The following is a 22,320-nucleotide window of genomic DNA, read 5'->3' on the forward strand; positions in this document are numbered from 1 at the left end:
AAATTTAGCTTGGAAAACGAACGTTTTTTTGGAAATAATAAGTTTAAACTTTTTATTCTGTAAATATTCCCATAGGGGTAGGCATATTTTTAGGAAAAGAAATATGGTAAGTTAGGCCTTCACCTTCTTCTGAACTGACATCTATATCACCTGAGAGAGTTTGTTTTACTAAGTTAAATACAATATGAGTTCCTAACCCACTTCCTCCTTGATCTCGCTTTGTGGTAAAAAATGGGTCAAATAACTTAGTCAATTGTTCTGTTTTAACCCCTTTACCATTATCTTCAAAAATGATATCAACAAGTCCATCTTGTTCGGTGATTTTAATATTAATTTCACCGAGTGCTACGCCCTCTAGCCCATGAATGAGGGAGTTCATAATCAGATTTGTGAATATTTGGCTTATTGCTCCAGCAGGTAAATTTAAAATTAAATCTTCTGGGCAAAATAAGTTTATTGCATGTTTTGTCTTTTTTATTTTGGGGTGTAAAGAGCGTATGATCTCTTTTAAGTAATCTTTTAAATTTATGGTTCTTACTGCTTCACTTGCTTGGTCAACTGCTATTTGTTTAAAGCTTGCAACAAGCTCTGAAGCTCTTTGTAAGTTAGTGGTTAATAACCCTGTACTTTGCATGGCATCATTTATGAAATCTTCAAGTGCTTTTGGAGAAAGCGTTTTTTCTTTGTAAGAGCTTTCGATTTGTATTAAGCGTTCATGTAAAAATGATGTTGCAGTTACACCAATACCAACCGGTGTATTGATATCATGTGTAATACCTGCAACTAAGCCGCCTAAAGCAGCCATTTTCTCTGAACTCACTAAACGTTCTTGTGCTTGATTAAGTTCGTCGGTATAACGCTGTAATTCTGTATGTTTTGTTATGAGCTCTTGTTCAGTATCTTTTCTTAATTCAATCTCTTCTGTTAATGTGAGTTTTTGTTTTTCTAGTTCGTATTTTTGTTGTTGCAGATCCATCATAGCTTGACTTAAGGTTGATGTTTTTCTCGCAACTTCTTGCTCTAGAATTAAGTTTTGTTGATCAAGCTTTTCATTACTGACTAATAGTTTTTTTTGTGTTGTTTCTAATTGTACTTTGTAGTCTGTGATTTTATCGATCATGTTATTAAATGAAATCTCCATAATTTTTAATTCATTATGGTCTGTCGTATGGATTTCTAGTTTTCTACCTTCTAAATCCTCTAATTCAAGATCTTCAATTTGCTGTGTTAAATCTGTTAAAGGTTCCGTTAGTAAGCGTCTAAAAGCCAATAGAAATAGAATAATTAAAAAAGTTGTTTTAATAAAAGCATTACCAATTAAAAAATAGATAGAAATCATAATGCGGCTTAAAACAACTTCTCTACTGGAGAATAAGGTTACATCACCTACTTGAGTTGCTCTGCCTGAAAACTCAAAAATAAGTGGAAAAGTATAACCAAATAAACCTGAAGGACCATCTTCAATCATTGAAGAATCTTGGACAAGTTGTTCACTATAAATATTAACAATATCTAATGAACGACCAAGTTGAGAAATAACTTCTCCGCTATCATCTCTTACTATAATACCTTCAATCGACGGGATAGCTAATAGGCCTTCAGCAATTGTGACTGTTTGTTGAGTGTTTAACTCCCAAATGGCACGCGTTAAACTACCAGAGAAGGTTTTTTGTAATGTTGTTAATTCGTTTCGTATAAAATCTTTTGCATTATAATATTCAGCAAAAACTTGCCCTAGAGTGACAATAAAGGTCAGTAAAAAATATACCGACAATACATTTGTTAATAGTTTCTTTGATAGGCTCTTTTGTAACATGAATTAACTAAAATTCCTTTATTGAGGTTTTTAATTAGCTTTATAAACTTAGCCAATAACATAGCAAAAATAAATAAAAATAACTGTTTATTCGAATATTTATATTTATTTATATGAAAGTTTTATTTATCTAGTTCAAACAAGTCTGCTTGTATGAGAGTATTATATCATTTGTATAAATTGATTTACTTCGCTAAAGATGAAACGAATTAATTCACCTAAAGTAACTTTATTTATATTTTTTACATAATTTTAAGGTTTTTATGACATTTCCTGTTTTGATATGTGATGACTCTATGGTTGCGCGAAAGCAAGTTCTTCGTGTATTAAAACAGTATTCTGATTTTGAATTTTATCAGGCTAGTAATGGTCAAGAAGCATTAGATATATTAAGAAAGCAAGAGATTGGCTTATTATGTCTTGATTTAACTATGCCTGTTATTGATGGAATTGGTGTATTAGAAGCAATTAAAGCCGAAAAAATAGAGTGTTTTACCGTTGTGATATCTGCTGACATTCAAGATAAAATGAAGCAAAAAGTAAATGACTTAGGAGCACTCAATTTTTTGGAAAAACCCGTTAAAGTAGAAACCTTAAATTCAACCTTGCATAAATTTGGCATTAGATAAGTATCCTTATATCTTAAATAGATAAAATATTCTCATTCTCCCATTGACAGAGTGACTATAGTTCAGGCAGTCTAGACGTATGAACGCTATAAATTATGTATTGACCTCGATTATTATTACAACCATCATCCTAACTGGATAGTGGCATAGGTCGGTACACAAATAAAAAAGGCCTGTGCTCTCCCAAGAGCTCAGGCCTTTTTTGTTTTTAGTCTTTTATTTTTAAAAGTAATGCAATGGGGAATGAGGAATAATGAGAGTTTTAAAATTTGGTGGGTCATCTTTAGCCAATTATGAATGTTTAAGCAAAGTTGCAAATTTGGTTAAAAGCCAACTTAGCTCTGAAATGTTATTAGTTTTGTCTGCTCCCGGTGGCATGACAGATAGTTTAGTTGAATTAGCGGATCTTGCTCAGAAAAGCCAATCTTTTGAAGCGCAGTGGATTGCTCTAGTTGAACGTAGTTTGTCATTAAAGTCTGAAGTCGAAAATGCGGGTTTTGAAATTTTAAATTGGCCTGATTTTGATGTTTTAGAAAAAAAATTAACAGGCATTGCACTGTTGAGTTTATGTCCAGATGCAATTAGAGCTTTTATTATCAGTTTTGGTGAGCGTATCAGTGTTGCTTTAATGCAGGCATTGTTGGTTGAATTCAAACCCACTTATTTAGATGCTTCTAAATGTATTTCGTCACAGGGTGGTTATTTAGATGCTGCAGCAAGTGTTACATTAAGTAAATCTCGTTTTAAAGAGCAAATGTCTGCTTCACCAAGTAAAGTTTATATTATGCCGGGTTTTACTGCGAGTAATGATGCGGGTGAACTCACAACATTAGGGCGTAATGGCTCTGATTATTCTGCATCAATTGCTGCTGCTAGTGTCCAGGCTAAAGTTTGCCAAATTTGGACTGATGTTGATGGTGTGTATAGTGCTGATCCTAGGTTTATCACTAAAGCCGTTAAAATAGATAATTTATCTTATAAAGAAGCGATGGAATTATCTTATTTTGGTGCAAAAGTTTTACATCCAAAAACAATATTACCTTGCGCAAAAGCTTCTGTTCCTTGTGAAATAAAAAACACGCATAATCCAGATGCTCCTGGTTCATTAATTAGTGACGAAGCTGGAGATGAAAAAACAGTTAAAGCGTTATCAAGTCTAGAAAACTTGGCAATGCTAACTGTTTCAGGCCCTGGTATGAAAGGAAAGGTTGGAATGGCCTCAAGGGTATTTGATGCTTTGGCCAAAGATGATGTTTCTATTGTACTCATAACGCAATCATCATGTGAATTTAGTATTAGCTTCTGTGTACACGAAGAAGACTTACAGCTTGCATTAGGTGCATTAGAGCAAGCATTAGAACTTGAATCAAAAGCATCTTTAATTGAACCTATTCAAGTGAGAAAAGATTTAGCTATTGTGACTTTAGTCGGTGACAATATGAAAGCACACAAAGGTTTAGCCGCTAAATTTTTTGGTTCCTTATCTCAGGCGCAAGTGAATATAGTCGCAATTGCACAAGATTCAACTGAAAGTGCGATATCGGCCGTAATTGATGGTGAGCTATGTAATGATGCTGTTAAAGTATGCCATGAAAACTTTTTCACTCATATTCCATCAATCGATGTCTTTTTATTGGGTTGTGGCTTAGTTGGCACCGAGCTTGTTAAACAACTTGAGAAACAACAAGCTTGGTTAGAAAAACGTAATATTAAGCTAAATTTATACGGTGTAGCGAATTCTAAAAAATTATTATTAAATAAAGATGGTATTAGTTTTACTAATTGGCAAGGGCAGTTAACTGACTCTGAACTTTCTTTTGATTTATCAAGTCTAGAGAAATTTGTTAAGCAAAATCATTTGATCAATCCTGTTATTGTTGACTGTAGTTCTTCAACTGTTTTAGCAGATCAATATCTTTCATATTTTGAAGCTGGTTTTCATGTTGTTGCAGCAAATAAAAAGGCTAATACGAGTACACAAGCATATTATCATCAGCTAACGGCTTCTAGCTTGAAGAATAACCGTAAATTTTTATATGAAACCAATGTTGGTGCCGGTTTACCTGTGCTTGATAATCTACAGTTATTATTTGGTGCAGGAGATGAACTAATCAGTTTTAGTGGTGTTCTTTCAGGCTCTTTATCTTATATGTTTGGTGTACTGCAGGATGGGTTGAGTTTATCTGAAGCAACAATTCAAGCAAAAGAAAATGGTTTTACAGAACCGGATCCCCGTGATGACTTATCAGGCACTGATGTTGCCCGTAAATTATTAATTATCGCTCGAGAGTCAGGTTTAGAGCTTGAGCTATCAGATATTGAAGTTGAATCGGTTTTACCTGAAGGGTTCTGTGAAGACTGTTCAGTTGATGAGTTTATGACTCAGTTACCACAATTAGATAGTGCATTTAACGACAAAATAAGAGCTGCGGCCTCACAAGGTAAAGTTTTACGTTATGTAGGCTCTATTAAAGGTGGGCACTGTAAGGTGGGAATCGAGGCTGTGACACCAGAGCATGCACTTAATGATATTCGCGATGGTGAAAATGCTTTGGCAATTTTAAGTCAATATTATCAGCCAAAACCTTTTGTAATTCGTGGTTATGGTGCTGGAGCTGAAGTGACGGCTGCTGGTGTATTTGCTGATATATTAAAAACTTTATCACGTTAAGGAACAGAGATGTTAGAAAAAATATTACATATATACGCTCCCGCTTCTATAGGTAACTTTGTTGTAGGCTTTGATGCATTAGGCGCTGCAATAAAACCTATATCAGGTGAGTTATTGGGTGATGTTGTTAAGATTTCATCTTGTGAACAAGATGAATTTATATGTTCAGGAAAATATGCAGATAAATTACCAGATAATGCAAATGAAAACCTGTCATATCTATGCTTATTACATTTTAGAAAACATATTAAACCAGACATGCCAACTATTAAACTTGAATTGCAAAAGAATTTACCAATAGGTTCTGGGTTAGGCTCTAGTGCATGTTCTGTTGTTGCCACTTTTACTGCATTGGATAAATTTGCTAACACATTACTCAGCGAAGATGAGTTAATTGAATTGATGGCAGATTTTGAGTCTTTAGCGAGTGGTGGTCGTCATTACGATAATATTAGTCCATGTTATTTAGGTGGCTTACAGCTAACTGGAGAGCTGATCCCAGGTCGTTCAATAAAAATACCAGTGCCTTCAGATTGGTATTATATTGTGGCATTCCCAGGGTTTTCACTTAATACATCAAAAGCGCGCTCAGTATTACCTAAGCAATTAGACATGCATAAAAGTGTTGAATTTGCTCAGCGTTTATCTGCATTTATTGCATTATTGCAATCAAATGGACAGTCAGGAGAATACCAACAAGCGCTTGCATTGATGAAAGATGATGTTGCAGAGCCACATCGTGCATCTTTGATTAGTGGTTTTAGTGAATCAAAACAAGCATTACCTGAGCTTGGTGCGCAAGCTATGAGTATTTCAGGTGCTGGTCCGACACTATTTGCCGTGTGTACTAATTTAAATGATGCAAATAAATGTGCCGACTGGTTACAAAAAAATTATATTAATGATGAAGGGTTTTGTCATATATGCCAGTTAGATGATACGGGTACACGTGAACTAACACATAGTGAATTGAATAAAGGTTAAGCAATGAAACTACATAATTTGAAAGATAACACGCAACAGGTTTCATTTGTTGAAGCTGTAAAAACAGGCTTAGGTCGTGAACAAGGTGTATTTTTTCCTATTAAATTAGAAAAAATAGAAAGTTCTTTTTCTGAAGGAATTGATGCGTTATTAGATTTAGACTTTGTCAGTAGAAGTAGTATTATTTTATCTCATTTGATAGGTGATGAATTACCTAAAGATACCGTTGCACAAATGGTAAAAAACGCCTTTAATTTCGATGTTAAATTAGTGGAAGTTGAAGACAATGTGCATTGCCTTGAGCTTTTTCACGGACCAACTTTAGCTTTTAAAGATTTTGGTGGTCGCTTCATGGCTGAATGTTTGGCAACATTTAATAAAGAAGGTAAAACAACTATATTAACTGCAACAAGTGGTGACACAGGTGCAGCTGTTGCGCATGCTTTTTATAAAAAGGAAAATATTGATGTTGTTATTCTTTACCCTAAAGGAAAAGTTTCGTTAGCGCAGCAAAAGTTATTCACGACATTAGGCGAGAATATACATTGTTATGCGATAGATGGTTGCTTTGATGATTGCCAAGCTATGGTTAAGCAAGCATTTTTAGATAACGAACTGAAAGAAAGCTTAGGTTTAAATTCAGCTAACTCCATCAATATTAGTCGTTTAGTTGCTCAAGTATGTTATTACTTTGAGGCAATTGCTCAGCTACCAAAAGAAAAACGTGCAAAAGCGCATATTTCAGTTCCCAGCGGAAATTTTGGTAACGTTTGTGCCGCTATGATAGGTTCGGTTATTGGCTTACCTGTAAATAAATTATCAGCAACTACAAATCAAAATGATACTGTGCCACGTTTTATTACGAATAAAGAGTGGGCTCCGGTTGATACTAAAGAGTCATTATCAAATGCGATGGATGTCAGTCGCCCAAATAACTGGGCTCGAGTACAAACTATGCTAGATAATAACTGGTTTTCATATGATAACTTTTATTCACAAACTGTGGATGAAGCCCAAACTCAAGTGGTAATGAAAGAAGTTTATAAAAAAGGGTATATCGCAGAACCTCATACAGCGATTGCTTATGAAGGTTTAAAACGTGATATGGCAGATGATGGGGTCGGAATCTTTTTATCGACGGCGCACCCAGCTAAATTTAAAGAAAGTGTTGAGGACATTCTCAATATTGAATTGGATATGCCGCAACCTTTAGCTGATGCATTGGCTAAACCATGTTTAGCACAAGATTTAGAGAATGATTATCAAGCTTTACGTGAAGCTGTTTTAGCTAAATTAGCGTAATTTATTTGTTAAAAGTTTAAGTTTCTATGAAAGCCACTTAATATAAGTGGCTTTCATATTTTTACTTTCAATTATCTATATTGTTTTTGTTTCTGATAAAATATCACACCATATTATCTTGTTTAAAATATACTCGTAGGCTGCTTTATTATATGAATTCTTGGACTGATTTAATTAATACAGAAAAACAAAAAGACTATTTAAAAAAAACATTAGAATATGTTAATCAAAGAAGAGCTGAAGGTATTGAGGTTTATCCGCCACAAAATGATATTTTTAATGCCTTAAATGTGACGTTACTTGATGATGTGAAAGTCGTGATTTTAGGGCAAGATCCCTATCATGGTGAAGGGCAAGCCCACGGTTTATGCTTTTCGGTTTTACCAGATACTAAAATACCACCTTCATTAGTCAATATGTATAAAGAATTAGCGACGGATATTGATAATTTTAATATTCCAAAGCATGGGTATTTACAGTCTTGGGCTGATCAAGGCGTATTGCTGCTAAATACTGTACTGACGGTAGAGAAAGGCTTGGCACATTCTCATAAACATTTAGGGTGGGAGCAATTTACCGATAAAATTATCAGCACACTTAATCAACAAAAATCAGATCTTATATTTTTATTATGGGGCGCCCATGCACATAAAAAAGGTAAAAATATAGATGAGTCAAAACACCATGTTTTAAAAGCAACTCATCCTTCCCCTTTATCGGCTTATCGTGGATTTTTTGGTTGTAAGCACTTTTCTATGACTAACGAACTGTTAGTAAAAAAAGGGAAAAAAGAAATTAATTGGCAAGTTTAGTGATGATAGTTGTTCAAAAATAAAAAGGCTCCTTTTATTTGAGGAGCCCTTTTTAATTAATATGACTAAATAATAATATCATCTAGTGCCATTTCTAAAGACCAATCAAGATCTTGTAGTTCTTTTTGTAAGAGCTGTTTATCTTTAAATGCTTCTATTTCACGCCATTTTCTTTTTTTATTTTGCTTAGAGGTTTTTGTTTTTGGCTGTGCACTTTCTAATATCGTTACATTATCTAGACTATCCATGGTCACTCCTTTTGTATTTACCTTGGAAATACTACATTGAACTTTGAGCTAAAAATGAAGCACATTGAATATATAACATACGAGGCATGAATTTAAAACGATTTTATGAAGAGATAATGTACAAAATGTTGTTTTTTTAACAGTTAAAAAACAAGATAGAAGTTTGCAAGGTATTATAAGTTAATAATATACCTTGCTAATGATTAACTTTGTTGTTTATTTATATATTTTAATAAACTAGAGGTTGAGGGATCAAGTGAACTGAAATCACCACTGTGCATGCTTTTTAATAGGTTTTTCCCTAGAGACTTACCTAACTCAACGCCCCATTGGTCAAAACTATTTACATTAAATAAAACACCCTGACAAAATACTTTATGTTCATACAGAGCTAATAGTGCGCCCATACTATGTGGCGTAATATCGTCAATAATTAATGTATTTGAACTTGTATTTCCTGGCATCGTTTTATGCTTAGCTAATTCTTGAGCCTGTTCAGTATTTATTCCGTCGGCTAATAATTCATCTGTTGCTTGTTGTAAAGTTTTACCTTGCAGTAATGCCTGAGCTTGAGCTAAACAATTAGCAACCATTAACTTGTGTTGATCGGGGTGTTTGGCATGACCTGTTGCAGGTAAGATAAAATCTATCATGCCAGATTGTTTACCCTGATGAAAAAGTTGCATAAATGAATGTTGGCAGTTTGTACCTTCGGCACCCCAAAGTATAGGGCCTGAGTTATTTATATCATTGCCATGACTATCCACTGCTTTGCCATTACTTTCCATATCAAGCTGCTGCAAATAAGCAGGTAAACTTTTTAAGCTATGACTATAAGGTAAAACCATAAGGTTATTTAAGCCAAAGTACTCTTGTTGCCAGTATCCCATTAAGGACATGATCACTGGCATGTTTTTATCAAGAGGGGCAGTACAAAAGTGTTTATCCATTGTCGCGGCTCCCTCAAGTACTTGCTTAAAAGCACTGGCACCTATGCTTAAAGCTAAAGGTAAGCCTATCGTAGACCAAACTGAGTAACGGCCACCGATGAAATCCCACAACGGAAAAATCATTGAAGATGTTATACCAAATTCTTTTGCCTGTTCGGGTTTAGCTGTCAGTGCAACCCAATGCTTTTTTATTGCATCTGTTGCAGGTAATTGTGTTTTAAACCAATTCATAACAGATTGTGCGTTTAACTGAGTTTCAGCAGTTGTCCATGATTTTGAAGCAACAACAATTAAACATGTTTCAGGGTTTAGCTTTGAGAGAACTTGAGAAATTTGTTCACCATCAATATTCGCTAAATAATGCACTTTAATTTGTGAGTTATTATTTTTTATTAACGCGCTTTGTAGCATTTTAGGACCAAAAAAAGAACCTCCAATGCCAATGCTTATCACATCTGTAATTGCTTTATTGGTAAAACCTAAATGAAGCCTATTTGTTACATTATCAACAAACTCTAACATTCTGGTTTTTGTGGATTCAATTTCTGAGGCTATTTCTGGTGAGTATTTTTTTATGTGTTGGCTGTTTCTTAATGCGGTATGTAAAACTGCACGGTTTTCGGTATGGTTTATTTTTTTACCTTGAAACATTGCATCACGCTTTGCTTCAAGCTTTTTAAATTTAGCAAGGTCAATTAATGCCTTAAAAGCAGCATCATTTATAGCTTGTTTAGAATAGTCTAAATAAAAAGAATTAACTTTTAAACTATATGTGTGTGCTCTGTTAGGCTGCTCAGAAAAAAGCGCCATTAAATGGCGCTTTTTTACTTCAGAAGCAGCAGTCTCAAGCGCATTAAATACGCTTTGATCCTTGCTGGTTTGAGTCATTTTTTTCTCTTAATTTTAATAATGGTTCAAGAAATTAGAGTTTTAGAGTGCTAAATCTCTTTTCAAGCTCAACTTGTGCTTTTGCAAATTGGCTTATACCATCAGCTAGTTTTTCAGTTGCCATTGGATCTTCATTATGTGACCAACGGAATTGACTTTGTGTTAACGCTTCAGGTTTTTCTAAAATTTCAGTTGGTTGCACTAATGAATAATCAGGTACATCTTTAAGTGTAGCCAATTCATCTAATAAAGTAGGTGCAATCGTTAATCGATCACAGCCCGTAAGTGCTAGGATTTCGCCTGTATTTCTAAAGCTTGCGCCCATGACAACTGTTTTGTAACCATGGCTTTTATAAAAACTGTAAATTTCGCGAACTGATTGTACTCCAGGATCTTTTAGAGGGTCGGTTGGTTTTTCCATACCATTTGCGACGTGCCAGTCTAAAATACGTCCTACAAATGGAGAGATTAAAAATACATTTGCATCGGCACAAGCGCGTGCTTGAGCTTCACTAAAAAGCAAAGTCAGGTTACATTTGATACCTTCTTTTTCTAATACTTCAGCGGCTTTGATACCTTCCCATGTTGATGCAATTTTGATTAAAATTTTATCTTTAGAAACGCCAATTTTTTCATATAACGACAGTAATAACTTGGCTTTTTCGATAGTTGCTTGTGTATCAAATGAAAGTCGCGCATCAACTTCGGTAGAAATATATCCAGGAACAACTTCAGTGATTTCTTTACCAATTAGTACTGCAAAATAATCACAAGCTAGGCTTAATTGTTTGCTTTCATCTGATTCAGACTCTTTTGCAAACTGCCAAGCTTGTTTTAAATATGTTTGATAAGCTGGGATTTCACTGGCTTTTAATAATAAAGACGGATTAGTTGTCGCATCTTGTGGTTTATGCTGTTTAATTGCTTCGATATCGCCGGTATCGGCTACTATTGTTGATTTGGCTTTTAATGCCGCTAATACTGCAGTCATTTTTTATTCCTCATTCCAAAAAGAATACATCTTGAATATACATGTTTAATATTGCACTTAAATTACACTGGGGTAACAGGTCAAATGTCCGCATTTAAAAACGAATAATTGGATTTAAGTGAAAGGCAGTTAATAAAAAACGTGATTTTGATCGCGTTTAATGATGAAATTGTCATTATTCTAAATGCAAGTCAATACATATCCCTCAAATTGTTAAGGTATATATAAGGTTTAATATGATCACTGTCATTTCTCCCGCCAAAAATCTAGATTATGAAACACCAGTTACATACGTAGGGCATACGCAGCCTGAGTTATTAGAGCATAGTCAATTATTGATAGAAGTATGTCGAAAGCTTGCTCCCCATGATATTGGCAGCTTAATGAAAATAAGCGATAAGCTTGCAGGCCTTAATGCAGCAAGGTTTACTCAGTGGTCACAACCTTTCACAGTAGAAAATGCTAAACAGGCTATTTTTGCATTTAATGGTGATGTTTATACGGGTTTAGATGCATCAAACTTAACTGATGAATCACTTGTATATGCACAAGATAATTTGCGTATTTTATCTGGGTTATATGGATTACTAAAACCGTTAGACTTAATGCAGGCCTATAGGTTAGAAATGGGCACGAAACTTGAAAGTACCCGTGGTAAAAACTTGTATCAATTTTGGGGTAAGATCATTGCAGAAAAACTTAACGTGCTTTTTTCTCAACAAAAAACAGATATTTTAGTTAATTTAGCATCCAATGAATATTTTAAAGCGGTAGATAAAAAAACCTTAAAAGGTCAGATAATCGCTCCTATTTTTAAAGACTGTAAAAATGGTCAATATAAGGTGATAAGCTTTTACGCTAAAAAAGCAAGAGGTTTGATGACACGCTTCATTATTGAAAATAAAATTAAAACTTTGGCCGAACTCAAAGAATTTGATTGTTCGGGTTATTATTTTAGTGCTGAAATGACAACAAAAGAAAATGAACCTGTTTTTATTAGGGCTGAGCAGTAAAGGTTTTTTAATGAAGTTAATAATAGCCCCTGATATTTTTGGTAATACACCCGAGTTAAAACATTACGCTAAAGTCCAGCAGCAAGCTTTAACACAAAAGTATAATAAAGATATTGAAGTGATTATTGTAGACCCTTATGAAGGCTTACATTTTGAATTTGCCACAGATACACGTGCATATGAAAAGTTTTTAGCTCATGGAGGCCATGAACATTATTTAACTTTGATAAAAAATGTTATGGCAAAAAATTTAAATGAAAGTATAAATTTTATTGGTTTTAGTGCTGGCGCTTCGGCTATTTGGCGAGCTTTGGATAACTACAATACTGGAACAGGATGTCAATTTATTGGTTTTTATCCAAGTCAAATAAGAAATAATTTAGATATTAACCTTAATATTGAAACACATTTGATTTTTCCCAAAAGTGAAGCTCATTTTGATGTAATAAACGTCATGAAAGTACTTGAAGATTATGAATTAGTAAAGATTAGTCATACTGAGTATCAACATGGTTTTATGAATCGAGCTTCAAATGGTTATGATGAAATAGCTTTCAATAATTATAAAAAGTTATTTTAAGTTTAGTTAAATCAATGCAAAAAAATAAAAGCCTAACAAACATTGTTAGGCTTTTATTTTTTATTTTTTATTTTTAGCTGCTTTCTTTTTAGCCTTTTTCTTGGCTTTCATTTTAACAGGATCTTTTTTCTTTTTGGCTGGTGGTTTCGCCTCTTTATGTCTAGGCTCAAGTCCTTTAATATTTCTACGTTTCAGGTTTTGTTCTGTATAACGTTCAACCTTGCCGACCATAGCGATGTCATGTGCTTCTACGAGTGAAATTGCAATACCATCGTTACCTGCTCTGCCTGTACGACCTATGCGGTGTACATAAATGTCAGGGCTATAAGGCATATCATAGTTTACGACATGGCTTATATCGGCGACATCTAAGCCTCGAGCGGCCACATCGGTTGCAACTAATATATTCGCTTTACCTAAATGAAAATTTTCAAGAGAACGCATGCGTTTATCTTGCGGCATTTCTCCTCGTAACCAAATAGTTTTAATGCCCTGACTGAATAACTCACCCACTAATTGTTCTAACTTTTCTCTGGTTTTAACAAAAACAATGGCTTTGGTGAGAGATTCATTCTTTAAAATACGAGTTAATAACTTTAGTTTATGTGAACGGCTATCAGCTAAGTGAACCCACTGATGAATTTGGCCTTGATCTTGTGTTGATACTTTTGCTTCAAGTAATGCAGGGTCTTTTAAGACTTTGTCTGCGAATAACTCTACGTTATCGCCTTCGAGCGTAGCTGAAAATAAAAAACATTGTCTGCGATTTTCGGCTTCGTCACATATTTTTAGCATCTCTTTTTTGAAACCCATATCTAGCATACGATCGGCTTCATCAAGAATAAGTAATTCTACATTTTCAGCATGGAAGTTATTACCATCCATATAATCCATTAATCTACCAGGTGTCGCAATTAAGATATCGTTATTTTTTTCAAAGATATCTTTATGTGTACCATAATTAATACCGCCAGTTACAACACCTACCTGAAGATGAGTATTTGCTGTGAATAATAAACACTGTTCGTGAATTTGATAGGCAAGTTCACGAGTAGGGGTCATTATTAGAACACGAGCGAATCCTGGATCTCGACGTGGAAAATCAATTAAAAATTGAATAGCGGATAATAAAAATGCAGCTGTTTTGCCTGTGCCAGTTGGCGCTGAAGCTAAAATGTCACGGCCTTCAAGGGCGCGAGGGATCACTAGCTTTTGAATTTTTGTCGGTTCGGTGTAACCAACGTTATTAACGGCATTTAATAATTTTTGGTCAAGTTCAAGATCTGCGAATTGCAATTGCATAAGGCGTCATAAATAAAGGACAATAGCGTTATTATACTTAGTAAATGTGAGATCTAAAATAAAAATGTCAGGTTTTCAGTTTAAACGATTTTATTTAGTACAAAATAACTGTGCAATGAAGGTTGGAACCGATGGTGTTTTATTAGGCGCTTGGGCTGATATTAGCAATTGTAAAAATATTTTAGATGTGGGGGCAGGCACTGGGTTAATCGCTTTAATGCTAAGGCAGCGAGCTGAAAAATTAAGCCAGATTAATACAAAAATATCGGCTTTAGAAATCGATAAAGCAGCATTTTTACAGGCAAAAAAGAATTTTAATAATAGTCCTTGGTCTGATATTTCAATTAATCATGGTGACTTTAATACTTTTGAGCAAGCTAAACAATATGACTTGGTAGTGTCGAATCCCCCTTATTTTGTAAATAGTTTAAAAAGCCCTGATCAAGCAAGAAATAAAGCCCGTCATACTTGTAGCTTAAGCTTTGAATCTTTGATTAACCAATTTTGTAATATTACAAATGAAGAAGGTCGATTAGCGTTAGTTTTACCACTTGATGCTTTAAATGAAATTAAAACTTTAGCGCAAAAATTTTCACTCACAGTGAGTAAATTAGTATATGTTTATACTAAAGAAGGTAAGGCTGCAAAACGCATTTTAATGGAGTTAAGTAAAATGCATATAAAACAAGAGTGTTCAGAATTAATTATTCATCATAAGGGAGGGTATTCTCAAAGCTTTATTAATTTAACAAAAGACTTTTATTTAAAAATGTGAGGTTAAACCTTTTTCAGAGGCTATATTTATTTTATGACTCTTGTGTAACAGAGCTAATTATTAAAGTTTTAATGCTTATTTTTGGATTGTATTTTTTACCACTTGAAGCAGCCTCACTGACAGTGGTATTTGAGCATAACCCACCATTTCAGATGATAGACTCTGATGGTATAGGTCATGGTGCCGTTTATGATTTTTCAAAAAAATTATTAAAATATGCAAAATTAGATGCATCATTTGAAGGTATGCCATGGGCTAGAATTATTCAAAAAGAAATTAATCATCCAAATCGACTTATTTTATCAATTACAAAAACGGAACTACGCAGTGAAAACTTTATTTGGTTAATAAAGGTATATTCGGGCAGGCAATACGTCTGGAAAAAAGCAAATAAACAGGATCCTAAAAGGATATTAGTCGCGATGGAGCGAAACTCACATAAAGCCACTGGTTTAAAAAGTTATTTTCAAGAAAAAAATGTAGTTGAATTTTTAGATTCAGAACAAGCACTCGCAGCTTTAGTTAAAAATTATGTACAAAGATATGTGGGTACTACGTTTGCTGTTCATGGAAAGCTAGCGCAGCTGGGATATGGTATGGGTGAGGTGGAAAGAAGGGAGCTATTCGATCAGTATAACAATGGCACAATGGATTTATATTTGGCTTTAACTAAAGGGTCTTCTGTTGAGATTTATAATCGTTTAAATACTGCATTAGAACATCCTGAAATACTTCAGGATGTTAATTCTCTTTTACTCAAATTTGAACAAAAAGAGAAAGATATTATTTTAGAATCAAAGTAAATTTTGGTATTCAACTAATATCTGTTCAACCCAAGTAGTGAGTCTTTTTTCACTTAAATCATATTGACTGTCTTCATCAAGTGCTAAACCTACAAAGTGGCTTTGATCTTCAGTTAATGCTTTCGAAGCTTCAAATTCATAATCACTCGTATTTGGCCAATAACCAATACGGTTTATTTTTTTGTCTGCAATTTTATGATGTAGCATGCCCACTGCATCTTGGAACCATTCGGTATAGCCAACTTGATCGCCCATACCAAAAATAGCGACAGTTTTATCATTAAGGTTTAGTGAGTCAATTTCATCCCAATGAGACTCCCAATCTTCTTGTAACTCACCATAATCCCAAGTTGAAATACCAAAAATAATAAAATCATATTGCTCAGCATTTTTTAGTGGCTCATCTTTTATATTGTGAAGCGCTAATAAATCAGCTCCTAATATATCGCGCATTTTTTCAGCTGCAATTTCGGTGTAACAAGTTGTTGAACCGTAAAATAAACCAATTTTCATGATGTTTATTACTTCTTAGTTGGTTGCTATGATAGAGGGAGAGCATTTTACCCTAAAATAAAAATAACAACAAAAGGAACTCATTTGAGCGAACAAGCTAAACAACCTCAGGTAAACCGGGAATTTTTAGAAAACTTCTTAGATGCTATTTGGCTGGAACAAGGTGTTAGTGAAAATACTTTATCGGCTTATAGAACTGATATTGATAAATTTGCTGATTTTATTGCACCAAAAAACTTATTGATAACGGAGCAAGGTGATGTTCAAGCCTATTTAGCTTATCGGCTTGATAATGGCTATAAATCACGTAGTACAGCACGAACAATAAGTGCATTAAAACGTTTTTTTCAATATTTTGTACGCGAAAAAAAAATTGAGTTAACTCCTATGGCTCATATAGGTCAGCCAAAAGCAATGCAAAGCTTGCCTAAAACATTGTCAGAGCAAGAAGTGGAACGTTTATTAGATAGTCCAAATATAGATGAAGCCATGGGTTTAAGAGATAAAGCCATGCTTGAAGTTTTGTATGCATCTGGGCTTAGGGTAAGTGAACTCGTGGGTTTAAGAATGGAGCAAGTTAATTTAAGACAAGCCGTTGTATTTGTAAAAGGTAAAGGCAATAAAGAAAGGTTAGTACCACTTGGCGAAGAAGCCATGTACTGGTTAGAGCAGTTTATTCGTAAAGGACGTTTAGAACTGATTAAACATGCGACTGATTTTGTATTTCCATCAAAACGTGGAACGGGCATGACTCGGCAAACCTTTTGGCATAGGATTAAGCATTATGCGATACTCGCTGAAATAAATTCTGAATTATCACCACATACTTTAAGACATGCATTCGCAACGCATTTAATTAATCATGGAGCTGATTTAAGGGTCGTGCAAATGATGTTGGGACACAGTGATTTATCGACAACTCAAATCTACACACATGTTGCAAAAGAGAGATTAAAATCAATTCATAAAGCACATCATCCAAGATCATGATAATTTTTAATGTAAACTCATAGCGATATTAGAGCTATAGAAAAAGTTAAAATTGAGTTTTTGGAAGTCTTATGCAAAAGGGCATGTAAAGTTTATTTTGTACCCGTTAATTTAGTTACTAGTCGTGGGAATTATTCTTCTATATACTGGGTCTTATAGATAATTGTAATATTTAGATAGAAAAGAGATTTAAAATGAAAAAGTTGTTAATTACATTGACCTTGTCTTTGGGTTTGGCACCATTAAGTACCTTTGCTGCTGCACCAAATTCAATCAGTTCTGATGAAGTATCTAAAACAAACCCAATTGTTGAAAAATTTTCGAAATTAGGCTTGGTTGTAAAAGACATTAAACCTAGTCCAATTTTAGGTTTAAAAGAATTGATCACAGATAAAGGTGTGATGTATTCAAGTGAAAATGGTCAATATCTTTTACAAGGTACTTTAATTGATATTGAAAATCGTCAAAATTTGACTGAACAAGCTCTTAATGGTGTTCGTAAAGAAGGGATCGCGCAATACACAGATTCTATGATAGTGTATAAAGCACCTGAAGAAAAGCATCAGATCACTGTTTTCACTGATATTACCTGTGGTTATTGTCGTAAACTTCACCGCGAAATTGAGGACTTCTTGGCTGCTGGTATTACAGTGCGTTATATGGCTTTTCCTCGAGGTGGTGTAAGAAGTGCAGGTTATTCAGATTTAATGAATGTATGGTGTGCTGATGACAAATTAAAAGCATTAACAGATGCAAAATCTGGTAGTGATGTTGCTAAAGCTGAAAACTGTACAGCGCCAGTTGCTGAACATTATGAGCTAGGGCAAAGTTTTGGTATCAGTGGCACTCCTGCAATCATTTTTGATGATGGCACTTTAATTCCAGGCTATCAGCCTGCCGCTACTTTAAAGCAACGTTTAGAGCAAATGAATTAGTTTAAACTTATTTGTTAAATGAAAAAAAAGGCCGATAGGCCTTTTTTTATTTGAGAAAAATTATTATAAGAATACGATGCAAAAAGAAATCATTAGCCGTAACCGTGTAAAAGATGCCCATCTTCCTCAAGAATTAGACCCTATTATTAAGCAAATTTATGCTGCCAGAGGAGTAAAATCTAGTGATGAATTAGATAACCGCGCAGCAACTTTACATAGTTTTAAATTGTTAAAAGGAGTTTCTCAAGCCTCAGAAGTTTTATTTCAAGCATTGCAGCAGCAGAGTAAAATTTTAATAGTGGGTGATTTTGATGCTGATGGAGCAACAAGTACTGCTACTCTCATGTGTGGTCTGCCAATGTTTGGTTTTAGCCAGGTTGACTATTTAGTGCCAAATCGGTTTGATTTTGGCTACGGATTAAGTCCAGCTCTTGCACAAGAAGTTGTAAAAATAGCACCTGATTTGTTGATCACAGTTGATAATGGCATTTCATGTATTGCAGGAGTTGATATTGTAAAAGCGGCTGGCATTAAAGTCATCGTAACAGATCATCATTTGCCAGGAAATAAATTACCTAAGGCGGATGCAATAGTTAACCCTAATCAAATTGATTGTGAGTTTCCATCAACGGCATTAGCAGGAGTAGGGGTCGCATTTTATTTATTATTAGCTTTTAGAAGCTTATTAAGAGATAAAAACTGGTTTGAAAATAATAATCAAATCCCGCCAAATATTGCAAGTTTATTGGATTTAGTGGCACTTGGTACTGTTGCTGATGTCGTACCACTAGATGCTAATAACCGTACTTTAGTACACCAAGGTTTAGCAAGAATAAAAAATGGTGTAACACGACCTGGAATTGAAGCATTAATAGAAGTCTCAAATCGCAATCAGGGGAGGTTATCGGCTTCTGATTTTGGCTTTTCATTGGCTCCAAGACTTAATGCTGCTGGGCGTTTAGATGATATGAGTTTAGGCATAGCTTGTTTATTAAGTCCTGATCTTAACAACGCAAGACGACTTGCAGGCGAACTAGATGCATTAAATATTGAGCGTCGTGAAATTGAACAGAGTATGCAGGTTGAAGCACAAGTTGTGCTGGATAAGCTAAACAAAACTGAAGAAAAAATACCTGATGCAGTATGTCTATTTCAAGATGATTGGCACCAAGGTGTGATTGGTATTTTAGCGGGGCGGTTAAAAGAAAAATATCATCGACCTACCGTTATATTTGCTTGTGGTGATGACTCTAATGAGCAAGAACAAGAGATCAAAGGTTCATGTCGCTCAATACCAGGGTTACACATCAGAGATTTATTAGAGTCGATTAGTACGGCAAATCCAGGTCTTATTTTAAAATTTGGGGGTCATGCTATGGCGGCGGGACTTTCGATAAAACAGTCTGACTTTATAGTGTTTGAGCGGGCCTTTACGCAGGCTATCAGTGAAAAATTAACCGATGATTTACGACAAAGTATCGTTTTAACGGATGGAGAACTACCAAGTGGCTATTTTACTCTTGAGTTTGCACAATACCTTAAGCAGGCGGGCCCTTGGGGACAAGAGTTCCCGGAGCCTGTTTTTGAACATATTTTTGAAATTGTTCAACAGCGTATCGTTGGTGAAAAACACCTAAAACTTGTTTTAAAACATCAAAGTGGTTTTTTAATTGATGGTATTGCATTTAATATTGATGTTAAGCAATGGCCTAATTCAAATGTGCAAAACTTGCAGTGTGCTTTTACACTCGATATAAATGAATTCAGAGGTAAATTTAGCCTACAACTCTTAATAAGAGAACTACTTGCAAAATAGTTTATTATTAAAAGATTTTTACTTTAAGTCTTTTAATATCAAAATTTGTAAATTGGGTTTCGAGTAGGATAGGTTGGCTAAAATTACACACATCTTTGCTTGCATAATATTGAAACTAGCCAGTTAATTTATTTGGCTAGTATAAGGTAATTAAATATCTCTGGGTTTATCTATATAGTAGCCTTGAACACCATCTAAACAAAGTTGTTCAATAATATGTTTTTCTTCTTGTGTTTCAACTCCTTCAGCTAAAACAGTCACGCCAATTCTGTGAGCTAAATCAACAATTAAGCGCATAAAGTATTGATTGTTTTTATCCTCTTCTAATCCTCGGGTATAACTGGCATCCATTTTGATAAAGTCAGGTTTAAGATCTCTAAAAAACTTGAATGAAGTTAAACCCACCCCAAATCGTTCCACTGTGACTCTAGCGCCAACTCTATGTGTCATATCTATGAAGCGCTTACTTGCCTTAACATTTTGCTGTAAACCAAATTCACTCACCTCAAAAATAAGCTTGGCGGATACATTATTATTTTTAAGTAATAATCGTTCAAGCCAAATCACAAATTGTTCATCATGAACGCTATGTGCCGTAATATTGATGCCAAAAAATTGCTCATTGAGGTTTTTATTTTTAATTGAATCAATTGCTGATTCAATGATTAAACGATCTACATGTGATATTTGCCCAAGTTTTTCTGACATAGCAAGGAAGGAAGCTGTAGGTAAAATTTGTTCGTCTTCTGTTTTAAATCGCGCTAATATTTCTGAATAAGCTTTGGTACTACGGTTAGTAGGACTAATCGTTTGGATCATTAACTTAATACGGGATTTATCAAGCACTTCATCAATGACTTGGCGCCAGTTTTGGTTGCCAAAATTCGCACTTACATTATCGAGTACATCAGATGCCTTTTGTATATGCCAGGCATTAGCTTGTTTACTCTGAGATAAGCTTAAAGCCGTATCAACTAAAGCCAATAATTCACCTAAAGGTTTTTTTGCTTCATAGGCAACCATGCCTGTATTTGCTATAGAACTTAATTCTGCTTGCTGTTGGTATTCGGTAAATTTTGCTTGAAGTGCATCACCAATACGCTCAGCTTCTTTAAGTGGAATATTGGGTAATATCACCGCAAAATCAGAACTGTTTATTCGATAACACAGGCTTCCTGAATAGGTACCTATAACTTTTTGAACTAATTCGGATACATCTTTAATATAGGCATCACCTTTTTGATACCCCAGAGTTTGATTGATAAGTTGTAGTTCGCTACAGCGTATTAAAGCTAAAATACCAAAACTAGGTTTGTCAGTATCTTCTATATTAGTACTATAGTATTCAACAAACATATTTCTATTGCCAAGCTCAGTAACAGAATCTTTATATGCCTCAGATTTAATTTTTAGGGCTGAGTCTTCAACTTCTTTTTGTTTTTTTCTTAAAAATAAATTTAAACGGGCAATGCTTGGAAAAATAGAGGATACAGCTCCTTCTGCCACACTGCTATCAAGTTGCTTGTTTTGTTCGTCTGACTTTACAAAGTTATCTATCATGTTTGACATGGCTTCTGAAACACTATCAGCGGCTTGCTTCATTAAAGACTTGAGCGTGATAAATGGTGTTATGACTAAAACCAATATCAAAAAAAGCATTAAAAATAACGTACTTTGTGTAATGTCAGCAGCTAAATTCATTTTTACGGTAAATTCAAGATTGAGATTTTGGTCAGGATCAATGGCAAACTGTGTTCTGATAAAGGGTGATAAATCTTGTACTTTGTTTATAACAAAGGGCAGGTAACTTAAATTACTTGTTTGATTAAAAAGGACTTCGTTTTTATTTAATTGAATTTTCAGGGATTCTAAATTAAATAGTTTTTTTATGTTGTTTGCATATGTTTTGGGTTCTTCGTTTAGAGGGTTCTCTTTAATGTAGAGACTAATCGCGCGCTGAGTAGACAATTGTACTTCTGAGCTATAGCTTTTAAATGCGGAGATAACGGTATAAGTACTAATAAAAGAGAGTACTAGCCAAAGAGATACTTGAATATATATGAATTTTTTTAATCCTGACATGGTTTTTCATTTATCCATTTATTATTAACTGAAAATCAGAAATTGCTTTTATTCATATATAGTAGAGTAAAAAGATAGGTAATGTAAATATATTGAATAATCAAATAATAAGGAAATGAATAAAGGAGATTATAAATTTGTTGGCTCCCCCTCCCCGACTCGAACGGGGGACCTGCGGATTAACAGTCCGTCGCTCTAACCAACTGAGCTAAGGGGGAAC

Annotated in this window: 19 protein-coding genes and 1 tRNA gene; 12 read left to right on the top strand and 8 right to left on the bottom strand. The window is 34.4% G+C overall.

Translation table 11 applies throughout. The annotated features are described in order from the left end of the window. Positions 1-52: 52 nt before the first annotated feature. The gene (locus BM088_RS07615) at positions 53-1,816 is read right to left on the bottom strand and encodes a sensor histidine kinase (RefSeq protein ID WP_091982426.1); all 1,764 of its coding nucleotides are present in this window, start codon (positions 1,814-1,816) and stop codon (positions 53-55) included. Between the two features lie 263 nt (positions 1,817-2,079). Here BM088_RS07615 and BM088_RS07620 point away from each other — a divergent pair, with 263 nt between their 5' ends. The 5 genes from BM088_RS07620 to ung all read left to right on the top strand — a co-directional run bounded on the left by BM088_RS07620 (position 2,080) and on the right by ung (position 8,214). Further along, entirely contained in the window at positions 2,080-2,445 is a 366-nt protein-coding gene (locus BM088_RS07620) for a response regulator (protein WP_091982428.1), read from the top strand. 253 nt (positions 2,446-2,698) lie between these two features. Further along, positions 2,699-5,116, top strand: coding sequence for a bifunctional aspartate kinase/homoserine dehydrogenase I (gene thrA, locus BM088_RS07625; RefSeq protein WP_091982429.1), 2,418 nt, complete (start codon positions 2,699-2,701; stop codon positions 5,114-5,116). Between the two features lie 21 nt (positions 5,117-5,137). Then, entirely contained in the window at positions 5,138-6,100 is a 963-nt protein-coding gene (gene thrB, locus BM088_RS07630) for a homoserine kinase (protein ID WP_091982529.1), read from the top strand. Positions 6,101-6,103: 3 nt separating this feature from the next. Then, positions 6,104-7,402 (top strand): threonine synthase, encoded by a 1,299-nt coding sequence (thrC, locus tag BM088_RS07635; protein WP_091982431.1) that lies wholly within the window; start codon positions 6,104-6,106, stop codon positions 7,400-7,402. Positions 7,403-7,554: 152 nt separating this feature from the next. Further along, complete coding sequence (ung, locus tag BM088_RS07640; RefSeq protein WP_091982432.1) at positions 7,555-8,214, top strand: uracil-DNA glycosylase; 660 nt, start codon at positions 7,555-7,557, stop codon at positions 8,212-8,214. A 65-nt stretch (positions 8,215-8,279) separates the two neighbouring features. Here the strand turns inward: ung and BM088_RS07645 are convergent, their stop codons facing one another. The 3 genes from BM088_RS07645 to tal all read right to left on the bottom strand — a co-directional run bounded on the left by BM088_RS07645 (position 8,280) and on the right by tal (position 11,291). Further along, complete coding sequence (locus BM088_RS07645) at positions 8,280-8,462, bottom strand: DUF3545 family protein (protein WP_091982434.1); 183 nt, start codon at positions 8,460-8,462, stop codon at positions 8,280-8,282. Between the two features lie 203 nt (positions 8,463-8,665). After that, complete coding sequence (pgi, locus tag BM088_RS07650; RefSeq protein ID WP_091982436.1) at positions 8,666-10,300, bottom strand: glucose-6-phosphate isomerase; 1,635 nt, start codon at positions 10,298-10,300, stop codon at positions 8,666-8,668. A 34-nt stretch (positions 10,301-10,334) separates the two neighbouring features. Further along, positions 10,335-11,291 carry a transaldolase gene (tal, locus tag BM088_RS07655; protein WP_091982438.1) on the bottom strand — a complete coding sequence of 319 codons (957 nt, stop codon included), beginning with the start codon at positions 11,289-11,291 and terminating at the stop codon, positions 10,335-10,337. 236 nt (positions 11,292-11,527) lie between these two features. Between tal and yaaA the strand changes: the two genes are divergently transcribed. Next, on the top strand, positions 11,528-12,304 hold the full coding sequence (gene yaaA / locus BM088_RS07660; RefSeq protein WP_091982440.1) for a peroxide stress protein YaaA: 777 nt from the start codon (positions 11,528-11,530) through the stop codon (positions 12,302-12,304). A 10-nt stretch (positions 12,305-12,314) separates the two neighbouring features. After that, positions 12,315-12,884: a hypothetical protein gene (locus tag BM088_RS07665; protein ID WP_091982441.1), complete on the top strand. Its 570-nt coding sequence runs from the start codon at positions 12,315-12,317 to the stop codon at positions 12,882-12,884. 60 nt (positions 12,885-12,944) lie between these two features. On the opposite strand, the gene srmB is transcribed toward BM088_RS07665, so the two are convergent. Continuing rightward, positions 12,945-14,186, bottom strand: a complete 1,242-nt coding sequence (gene srmB / locus BM088_RS07670; protein ID WP_425439284.1) for an ATP-dependent RNA helicase SrmB — start codon at positions 14,184-14,186, stop codon at positions 12,945-12,947. 64 nt (positions 14,187-14,250) lie between these two features. On the opposite strand from srmB, the gene BM088_RS07675 reads away from it, so the two are divergent. Together BM088_RS07675 and BM088_RS07680 are read left to right on the top strand one after the other, a co-directional pair. Beyond that, on the top strand, positions 14,251-14,961 hold the full coding sequence (locus tag BM088_RS07675) for a tRNA1(Val) (adenine(37)-N6)-methyltransferase (protein WP_091982443.1): 711 nt from the start codon (positions 14,251-14,253) through the stop codon (positions 14,959-14,961). 71 nt (positions 14,962-15,032) lie between these two features. Beyond that, a complete protein-coding gene (locus BM088_RS07680) occupies positions 15,033-15,764 on the top strand; it encodes a substrate-binding periplasmic protein (RefSeq protein WP_143085048.1) in 732 nt (243 codons plus the stop codon). On the opposite strand, the gene fldB is transcribed toward BM088_RS07680, so the two are convergent. After that, on the bottom strand, positions 15,756-16,277 hold the full coding sequence (gene fldB, locus BM088_RS07685; RefSeq protein WP_091982445.1) for a flavodoxin FldB: 522 nt from the start codon (positions 16,275-16,277) through the stop codon (positions 15,756-15,758). The genes BM088_RS07680 and fldB overlap by 9 nt on opposite strands. An 84-nt stretch (positions 16,278-16,361) precedes the next feature. On the opposite strand from fldB, the gene xerD reads away from it, so the two are divergent. From xerD to recJ, 3 genes are all read left to right on the top strand, one after another. After that, positions 16,362-17,267, top strand: a complete 906-nt coding sequence (xerD, locus tag BM088_RS07690; protein WP_245763779.1) for a site-specific tyrosine recombinase XerD — start codon at positions 16,362-16,364, stop codon at positions 17,265-17,267. 194 nt (positions 17,268-17,461) lie between these two features. Then, positions 17,462-18,202, top strand: a complete 741-nt coding sequence (gene dsbC, locus BM088_RS07695) for a bifunctional protein-disulfide isomerase/oxidoreductase DsbC (RefSeq protein ID WP_091982449.1) — start codon at positions 17,462-17,464, stop codon at positions 18,200-18,202. A gap of 76 nt (positions 18,203-18,278) precedes the next feature. Continuing rightward, positions 18,279-20,018, top strand: coding sequence for a single-stranded-DNA-specific exonuclease RecJ (gene recJ, locus BM088_RS07700; RefSeq protein WP_091982451.1), 1,740 nt, complete (start codon positions 18,279-18,281; stop codon positions 20,016-20,018). 150 nt (positions 20,019-20,168) lie between these two features. Here the strand turns inward: recJ and BM088_RS07705 are convergent, their stop codons facing one another. Beyond that, complete coding sequence (locus tag BM088_RS07705) at positions 20,169-22,100, bottom strand: EAL domain-containing protein (RefSeq protein ID WP_091982453.1); 1,932 nt, start codon at positions 22,098-22,100, stop codon at positions 20,169-20,171. A gap of 141 nt (positions 22,101-22,241) precedes the next feature. Next, a tRNA-Asn gene (locus tag BM088_RS07710) sits at positions 22,242-22,318 on the bottom strand. Between the last annotated feature and the right edge of the window lie 2 nt (positions 22,319-22,320).

The sequence above is a fragment of the Pseudoalteromonas denitrificans DSM 6059 genome (genome assembly GCF_900112265.1).
GTDB classification, from domain to species: domain Bacteria; phylum Pseudomonadota; class Gammaproteobacteria; order Enterobacterales; family Alteromonadaceae; genus Pseudoalteromonas; species Pseudoalteromonas denitrificans.